The organism is Pseudomonas sp. FP1742, from assembly GCF_030687145.1.
GTDB classification, from domain to species: Bacteria; Pseudomonadota; Gammaproteobacteria; order Pseudomonadales; family Pseudomonadaceae; genus Aquipseudomonas; species Aquipseudomonas frederiksbergensis_D.
The window spans coordinates 2,982,183-2,994,983 of the sequence record NZ_CP117460.1; the positions used below are offsets into that span (position 1 = coordinate 2,982,183).

10 protein-coding genes are annotated in these 12,801 nt (G+C 59.5%); 7 read left to right on the forward strand and 3 right to left on the reverse strand.

Annotation, left to right across the window (positions count from 1 at the left end; translation table 11 throughout):
* Nucleotides 1-92: 92 nt before the first annotated feature.
* Complete coding sequence (locus PSH64_RS13220) at nt 93-788, reverse strand: pirin family protein (protein WP_026345906.1); 696 nt, start codon at nt 786-788, stop codon at nt 93-95.
* A 280-nt stretch (nt 789-1,068) separates the two neighbouring features.
* On the opposite strand from PSH64_RS13220, the gene PSH64_RS13225 reads away from it, so the two are divergent.
* From PSH64_RS13225 to PSH64_RS13235, 3 genes are all read left to right on the forward strand, one after another.
* Nucleotides 1,069-3,543, forward strand: a complete 2,475-nt coding sequence (locus PSH64_RS13225; protein ID WP_305480902.1) for a UvrD-helicase domain-containing protein — start codon at nt 1,069-1,071, stop codon at nt 3,541-3,543.
* A 178-nt stretch (nt 3,544-3,721) separates the two neighbouring features.
* Nucleotides 3,722-5,098 carry a cystathionine beta-synthase gene (locus tag PSH64_RS13230; protein ID WP_105341757.1) on the forward strand — a complete coding sequence of 459 codons (1,377 nt, stop codon included), beginning with the start codon at nt 3,722-3,724 and terminating at the stop codon, nt 5,096-5,098.
* On the forward strand, nt 5,095-6,276 hold the full coding sequence (locus tag PSH64_RS13235; protein WP_305480903.1) for a cystathionine gamma-synthase: 1,182 nt from the start codon (nt 5,095-5,097) through the stop codon (nt 6,274-6,276). Before PSH64_RS13230 ends, PSH64_RS13235 begins: the two co-directional genes overlap by 4 nt.
* 115 nt (nt 6,277-6,391) lie before the next feature.
* Here the strand turns inward: PSH64_RS13235 and PSH64_RS13240 are convergent, their stop codons facing one another.
* Nucleotides 6,392-6,667 (reverse strand): DUF1652 domain-containing protein, encoded by a 276-nt coding sequence (locus PSH64_RS13240; RefSeq protein WP_105341753.1) that lies wholly within the window; start codon nt 6,665-6,667, stop codon nt 6,392-6,394.
* 276 nt (nt 6,668-6,943) lie between these two features.
* On the opposite strand from PSH64_RS13240, the gene PSH64_RS13245 reads away from it, so the two are divergent.
* The 4 genes from PSH64_RS13245 to PSH64_RS13260 all read left to right on the forward strand — a co-directional run bounded on the left by PSH64_RS13245 (nt 6,944) and on the right by PSH64_RS13260 (nt 11,000).
* Nucleotides 6,944-7,759, forward strand: a complete 816-nt coding sequence (locus PSH64_RS13245) for an AraC family transcriptional regulator (RefSeq protein WP_305480904.1) — start codon at nt 6,944-6,946, stop codon at nt 7,757-7,759.
* A 51-nt stretch (nt 7,760-7,810) separates the two neighbouring features.
* Nucleotides 7,811-9,217 (forward strand): FAD-binding oxidoreductase, encoded by a 1,407-nt coding sequence (locus PSH64_RS13250; RefSeq protein WP_305480905.1) that lies wholly within the window; start codon nt 7,811-7,813, stop codon nt 9,215-9,217.
* 149 nt (nt 9,218-9,366) lie between these two features.
* Nucleotides 9,367-10,452: a polyamine ABC transporter substrate-binding protein gene (locus PSH64_RS13255; RefSeq protein ID WP_305480906.1), complete on the forward strand. Its 1,086-nt coding sequence runs from the start codon at nt 9,367-9,369 to the stop codon at nt 10,450-10,452.
* A gap of 89 nt (nt 10,453-10,541) precedes the next feature.
* Nucleotides 10,542-11,000 (forward strand): transposase, encoded by a 459-nt coding sequence (locus tag PSH64_RS13260; RefSeq protein ID WP_105341744.1) that lies wholly within the window; start codon nt 10,542-10,544, stop codon nt 10,998-11,000.
* A gap of 271 nt (nt 11,001-11,271) precedes the next feature.
* On the opposite strand, the gene PSH64_RS13265 is transcribed toward PSH64_RS13260, so the two are convergent.
* On the reverse strand, nt 11,272-12,303 hold the full coding sequence (locus PSH64_RS13265; protein WP_105341742.1) for an NAD(P)-dependent alcohol dehydrogenase: 1,032 nt from the start codon (nt 12,301-12,303) through the stop codon (nt 11,272-11,274).
* Nucleotides 12,304-12,801: the final 498 nt, after the last annotated feature.

Here is a 12,801-nt window from a genome sequence, read left to right on the forward strand (position 1 = left end):
GCCCGCGATGGCGTCAGTACAGTCACCAACATTTCAGAAAAAAGGGGCGACCATCAACGGTCGCCCCTTTTTTTGCACACGGATTTACCGCCTCAAGCCACATCCACCAACACGATTTCACTGTCCTCGATTGCGGTCACGCGCAACACCTGCTCATCGGCAATCGCAACGCCGTCTCGAGCTTGTGCACGTAAGCCATTGACTTCAATCGCTCCCGTCGCTGGCACCAGATAAGCGCGACGGCCACTGTCCAGACGATATTCAGCCGTTTCCCCGGCTTTCAGGTTGGCCGCCACCAGACGCGCATCGGCGCGAATCCGCAGGCTTTGATCGTCGCCGGCCTTGCCGCTGGCCAGGGTCACGAAGCCTTCGCGCTGGCCTTTGGGGAAGGGCTTGGCGCCCCACGACGGTGCCAGACCGGTTTCGTTGGGGATGATCCAGATCTGAAAGATCCGGGTCTCGGTCGCTTCCAGGTTGTATTCGCTATGGGCGATCCCGGTGCCCGCGCTCATGACCTGCACATCACCGGCTTCGGTACGGCCCTTGTTGCCCAGGTTGTCCTGGTGGGTAATCGCGCCTTCACGAACGTAGGTGATGATTTCCATGTCCCGGTGCGGGTGTTGCGGGAACCCGGTGCCGGGGGCAATCACATCATCGTTCCACACCCGCAGGTTGCCCCAGTTCATGCGTTTGGGGTCGTAGTACTCGGCGAACGAAAAGTGGTGATGGGCATCCAGCCAGCCATGGTGCGCGCCGCCCAGGGAGTTGAAAGGTCTGAGTTCAAGCATGATCGTCTCCTGAAAAAGGTTCGTCATGGGGCAGAACGCCTGAGCCACAAACGAGAACCGGTGGTTGATGGAGAGCATCATCTATCAGGTACTTATCGATAAAAAGCGTAAAAAATGCCTCAATACAATCGAATTATTTGATATCTAACAACCTCGAATTTTTCTCATCCAGCCTTCACTTCATCGCATAAGCCAATGACCTGTAAGCATTTCACTAGAACTCAACGGCAAATGCAGACACCATAGCCCCCGACAGCCTCACACACTGGAGTCCGCCTGCGTGCCGCAACACACACCCGATCTTCCGCCCGAACTTCGTCCCTTGGCCGAGATGCCTTTGCTCAAGCGCCTGGCCGCCCGATTCTTTGGCCACGGCCTGACCCGCCTGCGCGCGCAACACCGTGCGTCCTGGCTGCACGGGCAAGCCGACGGTTTTCGCAGCGGTCACAGCGCTGGCGTGGAATACGGCTATAAGGAAGGAAAGCTCGAGGGCCTGGAAGAAGGCCGACAAGTGCTGCTGATCCGTGACTCGCGCTCCACCGAGCATCGACCGCCCAACGTCGATAACAACCTGTTCGACGATTGGCGCCTGCCATTGAGCGCCGAGCTGAAAAAGCGCATGAAGGCCGACGTGGCGCGACTGCTGCCCGCGCATGCCCAGCCGAGCGCTGCCCAGTGGAAGATGATTTTCAGTGACACACCGTCGACTTCGGTGATCGCCGGCGCGGGCGCGGGCAAGTCGACCACCCTGGTGTTGCGTATCCTGCTGCTCAGTCATTACCTAGGGTTTGAGCTGAGCTCGATGACCGTGGTGACCTTCACCCGCGAGTCGCGCAAGGACTTCATCAATAAGCTGATCGAACTGTTTGGTGTGTGGGGCCGGGCGCTTAGCTTCAAAGAAGCCCGGGACCTGGTACGCACCTTCCATTCGCGGATCCTGCCGATGGTGCGCAGCCTGCCGGGTTTCGAACGCCTGCAAGCTTTCGAAAACCTCAGTTTGCGTGTGCAGGGCGCCGATGAGGAGGTCGACAGCAATCCCTTCGACCTGCGAATCAACGACGCCCAGCGCCAGCAGCTCAACGCCTGCTATCACAACTTGCACACTCGCGATGAACGTTTCCGTGAATTGATCAAGCCGTTGTCTCGTCACGCCTTGCAACTCAAGGAACTGGAACGCGATCACCCGGACGTGCAAAAGCGCATGGCGGTGACCGAACTGGCCGCCAAGCGCGATGAAGAGCTGTGCGACACCATCGAAGACCTGTGGTTTCGCGCCGGCGCCTGGCCAATCAAGGGCATCGAGCCGAATCGCCAGACTTTCGATATCAACGGCTCGACCTTCCATTGCCATGGCTACATTCCGGCACTGGATGCCTGGGTGGTGCTGGGTTTCGACCCTTGGGAAAACCCGCAGGTCAGTCGCCCGAATGCCAAGCTGACCGTGCGTGCGGAATGGGCTGTAAAGCGCACCTTGTTTCAAGCTTTCTGTCGTAAGCCATTGATATGGCTGGATAGTTATGAATCTTCAAGGCGTGTTTTGGCGTCTCTTGCCGGCGACGCCAGCGCCGGGCCGGGTTTCGATTACAAGGTCAAGGGCGAGCTGGCTTCCGCGCCGTTGCTGGACTGTTTCGTCGCGGCCGCCGGGTTCATCGAAAACCTCGGCCTGGATGTACCCAATGCCGTGGGCCAGATGAGTTTCGCCAAGGACGACCCGGACCGGTTCTTCTTCGAGGCCTTGAGTCTGTTCTGGCGAGCGCTGGAAGATCATCTGCTGGATCAATCGCCACCCGTGATGACCTACAACCGGATGTTTGCCCTGTTCAGCGAGCATTCACCGGAGAATCTCAAGTTGCTCAGCGATGAACTGCTCAGGCCGATGTCGCACTTGATGATCGATGAGTTCCAGGACGTGTCGCCGCAGATCGTTTCCTGGATTCGCGCCAGCCTGGCCGAGATCCGCAGTCGTGGCCCGGCCATGCACGTAGGGCGCGGGGCGCAACGTTCGTCATTGCTGTGTGTGGGGGACGACTGGCAATCGATCTACGGCTGGCGTGGCAGTTCGCCGAGCTACTTCATGGAGTTCAACAAGGAGTTCCCGTCACCGAGCACGACCAAGGTGATGCTCAGCGACAATTACCGCAGCCATCAGCACATCATCGACGCGGCGGAACATATCGTCCGTGCGGCACCGGCGATCGCCGGCAAGAAAGCCAAGGCCAGCGGTGAACCCAAGGCCTTGCTGCCGGTGAATGTGCTCGATCGGGATGACCAGGGCATGGCCCAGCGTTTGATCGAACACTACAGAAAAGGCGATTCGATCTTGATGCTTTATCGAAAAAGCAGCGATAAGTCATTGATTGAAGAACATATTCAGTCAGTAGTTAATGTAGATTCTAGCTTGCCGTACGACGCACGGCGGCTCAAGCAACTGACCTATCACAGCGCCAAGGGCCTGCAGGCCGACGCGGTGTTTCTGCTGGGCGATTGCCAGCATCTGACCAGTTCGCCTTATAAAAATCAGGTCTATCGCATGGCCGGACTCGGCAAGGCCGGTGACAGCGAGCCCTACGACAGCGCACAGAAGGACGAGATCCTGCGACTGGCCTATGTGGGCATCACTCGGGCGGTGAGCCATTGCTACTGGTATGTCGATGGCCAGGATACCCAGTCGGCGAATATGCCCAAGGCCTCCGACCGGATCGGCAAGGGCAAGGCGTTTTTTGCCGATCACCGTCAGGGAAAAGTTTCCGCCTGAAACCGATAAGCCCTCGGCAGTGGCGTTCAGGCAACGACGCTACCGATGGGCTGCGAAAAGTTGCGAGGGGCGCAATCCCGGCCTATGGTCCAAGCGAAGGTTTGCTTGCGACTGGCGCGTTTGACTGGGCGCCGGTTGCTGTCCATCCAAAGGCGGATTACCGCAACGAGGTGACGACATGCCGAACAACTCCCGTCCCGCCGTGCTCGAACTGATCGGCAATACGCCGCTGGTGCGTATCAGCCGCTTCGATACCGGCCCGTGCACACTGTTCCTCAAGCTTGAATCGCAGAACCCCGGTGGTTCGATCAAGGATCGCATCGGCCTGGCGATGATCGACGCCGCCGAGCGCGACGGTCGCCTGCGCCCCGGCGGCACCATCGTCGAGGCCACGGCCGGCAACACCGGCCTGGGGCTGGCCCTGGTCGGTCGCGCCAAGGGTTACCGGGTGGTGCTGGTGGTGCCGGACAAGATGTCCACCGAGAAAGTCCTGCACCTCAAGGCGATGGGCGCCGAGGTGCATATCACCCGCTCCGACGTCGGCAAGGGGCATCCGGATTATTACCAGGACGTCGCTGCGCGGCTGGCCAAGGACATTCCCGACGCCTTCTTCGCCGATCAGTTCAACAACCCGGCCAATCCTCTGGCCCACGAGTGCAGCACCGCGCCGGAGATCTGGGCGCAGACTCAGCATGATGTGGATGCCATCGTGGTCGGTGTCGGTTCGGCCGGCACGCTGACCGGGCTGACCCGTTTCTTTCAGCGCGTACAACCGAATCTGGAAATGGTACTGGCCGATCCGGTCGGCTCGGTGATGGCCGAATACAGCCGCAGCGGCACCCTCGGTACGCCTGGTTCCTGGGCGGTGGAGGGCATTGGCGAAGACTTCATTCCGTCGATTGCCGACCTTTCCAGCGTGCGCAAGGCCTATTCGATCAGCGACGAGGAAAGCTTCGATCATGCCCGCCAACTGCTGCGCGCCGAAGGCATTCTCGGCGGCTCTTCGACTGGCACCTTGCTGGCGGCGGCGCTGCGTTACTGCCGCGAACAAACCCAGCCGAAGCGGGTGGTCAGTTTCGTCTGCGACACCGGCACCCGTTACCTGTCGAAGATCTATAACGACCAGTGGATGAACGACCAGGGCTTGCTGGCGCGCAAGCGCTACGGCGATTTGCGTGACCTGATCGCCCGGCGTTTCGAGGATGGCCGGGTAGTCAGCGTGGGGCCGGACGACACCTTGCTCACGGCGTTCCAGCGCATGCGTCTGGCGGATGTATCGCAACTGCCGGTGCTGGTGGATGGACAGCGGCTGGTCGGGGTGATCGACGAGTCCGACATTCTGCTTGGCGTGCACGAAGACGCTACGCACTTTCGCATGACCGTCACCAGCGCCATGACCGACAAGCTCGAAACCCTGCCTCCCGGCGCCAGTCTTGCTGAACTGGAGGCGGTGCTCGACCGTGGGCTGGTGGCGATCATCGCCGACACCTCGGGTTTCCACGGCCTGATCACTCGCGTCGACATGCTCAATCACTTGCGGAGATCCCTGGCATGAGTCAGCACGATGAAACTGCCGCGCCACGGGGCTTTGCCACCCGTGTGATCCATGCCGGGCAAACGCCGGACCCGACCACCGGGGCGCTGATGCCGCCGATTTACGCCAACTCCACCTATGCACAGCAGAGCCCCGGTGTGCACAAGGGCTTCGATTACGGGCGCTCGCACAACCCGACGCGCTTTGCCCTGGAGCGTTGCGTGGCGGACCTTGAGGGGGGCACCCAGGCGTTCGCTTTCGCGTCCGGGCTGGCGGCGATCGCCACGGTGCTCGAACTGCTCGACGCTGGCGCGCACATCGTTTCTGGCAATGATCTGTACGGCGGAACCTTCCGACTGTTTGAACGGGTACGCCGGCGCAGCGCCGGGCATCGCTTCAGCTTTGTCGATATGACTGATCTGGCGACCTTCGAAGCGGCGCTACAGGACGACACGCGCATGGTTTGGGTCGAGACGCCGAGCAATCCTTTGCTAAGCCTCACCGATCTCACCGCCGTCGCACGGATCTGTCGCGAGCGAGGCATCATCTGCGTGGCGGACAACACCTTCGCCAGCCCGTGGATCCAGCGGCCGCTGGAGCTGGGCTTCGACATCGTGTTGCACTCGACCACCAAGTACCTGAACGGCCACTCCGACGTGATCGGCGGCATCGCGGTGGTCGGGCAGAATGCCGACCTGGCCGAGCGCCTGGGGTTTCTGCAGAACGCGGTAGGGGCGATCGCCGGACCGTTCGACGCTTTTCTCACCCTGCGTGGCGTGAAGACTTTGGCATTGCGCATGGAGCGCCATTGCAGCAACGCGCTGGAGCTGGCGCAATGGCTGGAGCGTCAGCCGCAGGTGGCGCGGGTTTATTATCCGGGCCTGGCATCGCACCCGCAGCACGAACTGGCGCGGCGGCAGATGCGCGGATTCGGCGGGATGATTTCCCTCGAGCTGAACAGCGACCTGGCGGGTGCCAGACGTTTCCTGGAGAGTGTGCGGATCTTCGCCCTGGCCGAGAGCCTGGGCGGGGTGGAAAGCCTGATCGAGCACCCGGCGATCATGACCCACGCCACCATCCCCGCAGAAACCCGCGCGCAGCTCGGCATCAGCGATGCGCTGGTGCGTTTGTCTGTGGGGGTGGAGGATGTTGAAGACCTGCGCGCCGATCTGGCCCAGGCCCTGATGTCTATCAGTTAAGCGCATGTGGGAGCGGGCTTGCTCGCGAAGAGGGCGTGTCAGCGACATAAATGTTGCCTGATACACCGCCTTCGCGGGCAAGCCCGCTCCCACAGGTATTATGGAGCGCTATCGGTCAGGCATAACTCCTGAGCGCCACTGGTGGAATGAACGCCTCCAGTTCATCTTCCACGGCTTCGATTATCCGTTCTACATCGGCCGCATTCATGACCGTTGCGCAAGGAATGCCGGCAATGGCGATCATGGTTTCGCCACTGGCGCGATCGAACAGGCGGGCAACCATGCTGCCCGGTGCATCCATGGTCGCCTCGAAACCCATGGGATGAAAATGCCAGCGCATCAGCTGGCAGGCATTTGGAAAAGTGACCTTACTGAATGTGCCTTGATTCATGTGTTGCCCACCTTCTTCATCGAGCGCTTCCTTTAGCTCATGTTAGGAGGGAAGAGCCTTCAATGGCTCAACCGGTGACTGTCTTTAAAAGTAGCACCCGGATGTGAAAATCATGTGGATTTTTTCAGTCCGTTTAGCGATTGGTTCGGTTTTTTTTGACGCAGGTCACGAGACGCCGGCTTTTCGGCCAAAGGCCAGCATTTCCTGGCCATGCCATTGACCATTGAAGCCCGGACAGAACTTCGGCAAGCTCGTTTTTTTCTCGTCGAGTCCTCTATGCACGCCGATGATGATGGTCCGTTGCAAACCCAGGCCACGGGTGAGGCAGTCATGCGTTACCATCTGCGCTGGAAGCACCGGGATCTGGACGGTGTGATGGCGCTTTATCACCCGGACATTCAGTACAACGACTTTTTCCAGAACCGTGTGATGGGGCTGGACGCGTTGCGCGAGTACGTGCGCGACAGCATGCCCCGGGATCCGGATGAAGCCCTGGAGCACTCGGACCGTATTCGACTGGACGGCGACACGGCGTTCATTCAATACCGCATCACTCTTCGCGGTGGTGAAGGGCTGGCATCGTTTCGCACCAGCGAGGCGATTACCGTGCGTGACGGGCTGATCTGGCGGGTCAATGAATACGCGACCCTCGTACACGAACAAACCTGCGACAAAGCAACCCGCAACCTGCGCCCGGCGGTCAGCCGGCTCGGGCTGTCACCGCGGCAGCTGAGTTTCATGGCCGAGGACTTGCAACAGTATTTCCAGGGACAGCAGCCGTACCTGGATCCCGAACTCGATCTGCAACGGGTGGCGAAAGAGTGCGGGTACAGCCGCAATCAGATTTCCTATCTGCTGAACCAGGTACTTGGGCAAAGCTTCTACCGGTACGTCAATCGGGCACGGTTGCAGCATTTGCTGGTGGCACTGGACAGCGCCACGCCGCCGCTGCGCATCGATGAGCTGGCCTTTGCCGCGGGCTTCAATTCGCTGTCGGCGTTTTACAGCTGTTTTCGCCAGCACACCGGCCTGTCGCCCAAGGCTTACGCCAAACAAATTTCTTTGCGTGCACGCGCGCAAGACGGCCCCTGAGCCCACGCACTAGGATCGACGCCATCGAAGTGTTGAGTGGTGGAGTCTTGCATGGCGGCGTGGCGCACGATCAGTTTGTGGATGGATCAACTCGACGAGCCGTTGCTGGCGCGCCCGGCGCTGGAACAGGATCTGGACGTCGACGTGGCCATTATCGGCGCCGGGTACACCGGGCTCTGGACCGCGTACTACCTCAAGCGCCTGGCGCCGGGGCTGAACATCGCCATCGTCGAAGCGCAAACCGCGGGGTTTGGTGCGTCGGGTCGTAACGGCGGCTGGTTGATGGGCAATCTGCTGGGTGAAGACCGCTTGCTCGCCGGACTACCGGCGGAACAACGTCGCGCCTCTTTCGATTTGTTGCACAGCATCCCTGATGAAGTAGAGATCGTCCTCGAACGAGAAGGCATTGACTGCGATTACCGCAAGGGTGGGGCGCTTTACTGTGCGGCGCGTTACCCGGAGCAGGAAGCCAGCCTGCGCGATTATCTGGACGTGCTCTATCGCCAAGGGCTGACGGAGGCCGATTACCGCTGGCTCAGCCCCGAGCAATTGGCGCAACAGATCAGAATCGCCAAACCTTATGGCGGTATCTATGCACCGCACGTGGCGACCATTCACCCGGCAAAGTTGGTGCGAGGCCTGGCCCGGACGGTGGAGCGCATGGGGGTCAACATCTACGAAAACAGCCCGGTCACCCAGTGGCAATCGGGCAGTTTGCGTACCGCCCGCGCGCAGGTTCGCAGCCGCTGGATCGTGCCGGCGGTAGAAGGTTACGCGGTCACTTTGCCGCCGCTGGGGCGCTATCAATTGCCCGTGCAGAGTTTACTGGTGGCGACCGAACCGCTGTCCGCAGCGACCTGGGACGACATCGGCCTCAGTCATGGTCAGGCGTTCAGCGAAAGCAGTCGCCAGGTCACCTATGGCCAGCGCACGGCCGACAACCGTCTGGTGTTCGGCGCCCGTGGCGGCTATCAGTTCGCTGGCAAGTTGCGCCATGACTTCGACCTGAGCGCGAGCGAAGTGGCGTTGCGACGCTATCTGTTCGGTGAACTCTTCCCGCAGCTCAAGAGCGTGCGAATCACCCACGCCTGGGGCGGCAACCTGGGGATGTCCCGGCGCTTCAAGCCGCACATGCTCTGCGATCAGGCCAGCGGCATCGCCTTGTCGGGCGGTTATGGCGGGGAGGGCGTGGGTGCCAGCAACCTCGGCGGGCGGACGCTGGCCGATCTGATTCTTCAGCGCGATACCGAACTGGTGCGCCAGCCGTGGGTGATTGCTCAGGGCGGCCTCGACGCACTCAAGGCCTGGGAGCCGGAGCCCTGCCGCTGGCTGGGCTACAACGCAATCATCCGCAGCTTCGTTCACGAAGACCAGACTCTGGCCAACCCATCCACCGCACCCTGGCGTCGCAAACTGGCCGGCCGTATCGCGGGGTTCATGGAAGGTTTCATGCATTGAACGGTGATGCACTGATGTTGCCAGCCAACAGTCTCGGCATCCGGGGCATCCAGGAAACCGTGCGCAAGACTTACGTTTTGATTTTTTTGATCTCTGATTGCCTGCCAGTTCTCCAATAAAAAGAAAACAACCCATACAGGAATCGACCCATGATCCGAAAGACACTGACGCTTGCTTCACTTGCGCTCGTCGCGACCCTCAGTCAGGCCGCCGAGACTGTGAAAATCTACAACTGGTCGGACTACATCGCCCCGGACACCACAAAAAACTTCCAGAAAGAAACCGGTATCGCCTTCAGTTACGACGTCTTCGACAGCAACGAAACCCTTGATGGCAAGTTGATGACCGGCACATCCGGGTATGACGTGGTATTCCCGTCCAACCATTTCATGGCCCGACAGATTGAGGGCGGGGCCTTGAAGAAACTCGACAAGAGTCAGTTGCCGAACTGGAAAAAACTCAACCCGGTGCTGCTCAAAACGTTGCAGGCCAACGACCCGGGCAACGAGCATGGCTTCCCGTATTTGTGGGGCAGCACCGGCATCGGCTACAACGTGGCCAAGGTCAAGGCTGTGCTGGGCGACAACGCGCCGGTGGATTCTTGGGACCTGATCTTCAAGCCCGAGAACATGGCAAAGCTGCAAAAGTGCGGCGTGGCGATCCTCGACAACGGTCCCGAACTGCTGCCGGCGGCGTTGAATTACCTGGGGCTGCCGCATCACAGCAAGAATCCCGAGGACTATAAAAAGGCCGAAGCGCTGCTGATGAAAGTCCGGCCCTATGTCAGTTATTTCCACTCGTCCAAATACACCAGCGACCTGGCCAACGGCGATATCTGCGTGGCTGTCGGCTTCTCTGGCGACATTCTCCAGGCGGAAAACCGCGCCAAGGAAGCCGGGAATGGTGTGGACATCGGCTATTCGATTCCCAAGGAAGGCGCGGCCATCTGGTTCGACATGGTCGCCATGCCCGCCGACGCCCCGGACGAGAAAGCCGGTTACGCGTTCATGAACTATTTGCTGCGTCCCGACGTCATGGCTGGCATTAGCAACTACGTGCACTATGCCAACGGCAACGAACAGGCCGACCGCCTGATCGATCCGGCGATCAAGAGCGACATCAAGGTGTATCCGAGCGCGGAGATGATGGGCAAATTGTTTGCCCTTGAGGCGATGCCGTTGAGCATTGACCGGGTGCGGACGCGGGTGTGGAACAAGATCAGGACCGGTAGCTGATCGGTCATCTTTTGTAGCCAATGGCGACGGTTGGGTTGACTGCAATGGGTTAGATTCCATGCCTCTTTCAGTAAGTAGGAGGCAATGGAATGCCTGTCTGTTCGAAAGCTGGTCATCTACGCATTGGGCGGTACTCGGAGCCTGGACGCATCTACTTGTTAACAGCTGTGGTTCACGATCGGCAGCCAATTTTTACCGATTGGCGCTTAGGTAGGCTGGTTGCCCAACAATTACATCAGGCTCAGGAGGAGCATTGGGCAGAGTTTTTGACGTGGGTGGTGATGCCAGATCATATGCACTGTTTGGTAGAACTTCGGGATAAAACACTGGCCGAGCTGATGTGCCGAATCAAATCCCGAAGCAGTCTGGCCGTTAATCAGGCGCTAGGGCGAAGCGGACGTTTGTGGCAGAAGGGCTATCATGATCGAGCGGTTCGGAAAGAGGAGGACGTGAAAGGTCTTGCCCGATATGTCGTTGCCAATCCTGTTCGGGCGGGACTGGTGATACGTGTTCATGATTATCCGCTGTGGGATGCGTGTTGGCTGTGATGATTTACGACTGCTGCGCAGCCGAACGCAGGCTGCGCCAGCTGCTACAAAAGCCGTGGCGTGCGCGGACCCGTAGCAGCTGCCGAAGGCTGCGTTCGGCTGCGCAGCAGTCGTGTCCTTCATAGGGTTGGTACCTCTTTTGGAAACGAACAGGTGTCCGGGGGCAACTGGGGCACCCAGAAGTGACCAGGTCAACATCGCTTGCTTCCAGGATCGCCTTACGTAGCGATGGCAAAAAGGCGCGTGCGGTATTGCCCGACGCGCCAGTCTGTCATTTGCTGGCGTCCAGCACGACGCGGTAGCGCGCCTTGCCACTGCGTAGGTGATCGATGGCGTCGTTGATCCGGCTCATGGGAAAGTGCTCGACCTGCGGCAAGATCTGATGCCGGGCGCAGAACTCCAGCATGGTTGCTGTGTTACTGGGCGAGCCAACCGGCGAGGCGGACACACTCTTTTGTTGGGGCAGCAGGTTGAATACGTGCACTGGAATAGCGCCAGGCACGACACCGACAAAGTGCAGGCGACCCTTGCCGCGCAGCGTGCCGAGCATGGCCGGCCAGTCGAGGTCGGCGTTGGCGGTGACGAGGAGAAAATCCAGGGTGCCGGCAATGGATTTCAGCGCGTTGCTGTCGGTAGAGGCGAGCACGTTGTGTGCCCCCAGGCGCCTGGCTTCGTCCTGCTTGCTCAGCGACGAGGTAAAGGCCGTGACTTCGCAACCCCATGCGTTGAGGAAGCGTAGTGCCAGATGACCGAGGCCGCCGATTCCCACGACACCGACCCGGTCAGTGGGCTTGACGTCGAATTCCACGAGCGGGTTGAACACCGTCGAGCCTGCGCAGAACAGCGGTCCGGCCATGGCCGGGTCAAGTCCGTCCGGTATCGCAAGCGCCCAGGCCCAGTGCGAACGCAGGCGATCGGCGAAGCCGCCGTTGCTGCCGACGATGGTGGGTTGGACTGTGTTGCATAGCTGGTGGGAGCCTTCGATACACGAGGAGCAATGCATGCAACTGCCCTTGTACCAACCGATGCCCACCCGTTGCCCCACTTCGAGACCGCGTACCTGTGCGCCCACTCGCACGATACTGCCGACTACTTCGTGGCCAGGGATAAACGGGTAGTGGCTCAGACCCCATTCGTTATCGATCATCGACTGGTCGGAGTGGCAGACGCCGCAATACTCCACGGCGACTTCCACCTCCTCGGCGCCCAATGGACCGGGGTCGTAGCTATAGCGCTCCAGCGGCGCGCCTGCCGATGTTGCGGCCCAGCCGGTAAAAGTAGTGAGTTCGGTACTGTTGCTCATGGGATACCTCCAGATCAGGAGACAGGGACTTTGGCCGTTCGGATGCGGTGGCCTGGCAAGCCAGAGCGTAATCAGTCTAGCAGGCCGCAATCACGAGCATGGTCTGAGGGCGGTGCCGGGATTAACGGGTCGTCGGAGCTCTGTCGTCGTCCACTGCGACAACTAACTGGACGTTTAATTTAGTTGATATCAATACACTGGCACTGATACTAAGAAGTCCAAAAAAAGAGAACCAATCAACAAAAAACAACTTACCAATATTTAATATTTAAATACGAAATTGTCGGACAATCCGGCTGAAGCCCTGCACTAAAAACAATCTTTCGACAGCGCAAGCAATGTTTGCGGGAGTTCTGTGAAACAGTTCAATTTGACGTCAAAAAAAATGTAGACGTTTGATTTCGAATTGTGTCAGTTTTCATACGCCTTCATTGGGCGAGTGATAGGACGATCTCGCCAGAGATTGTCGTATCGGACAAAAACTGTTCCATTGCTAAA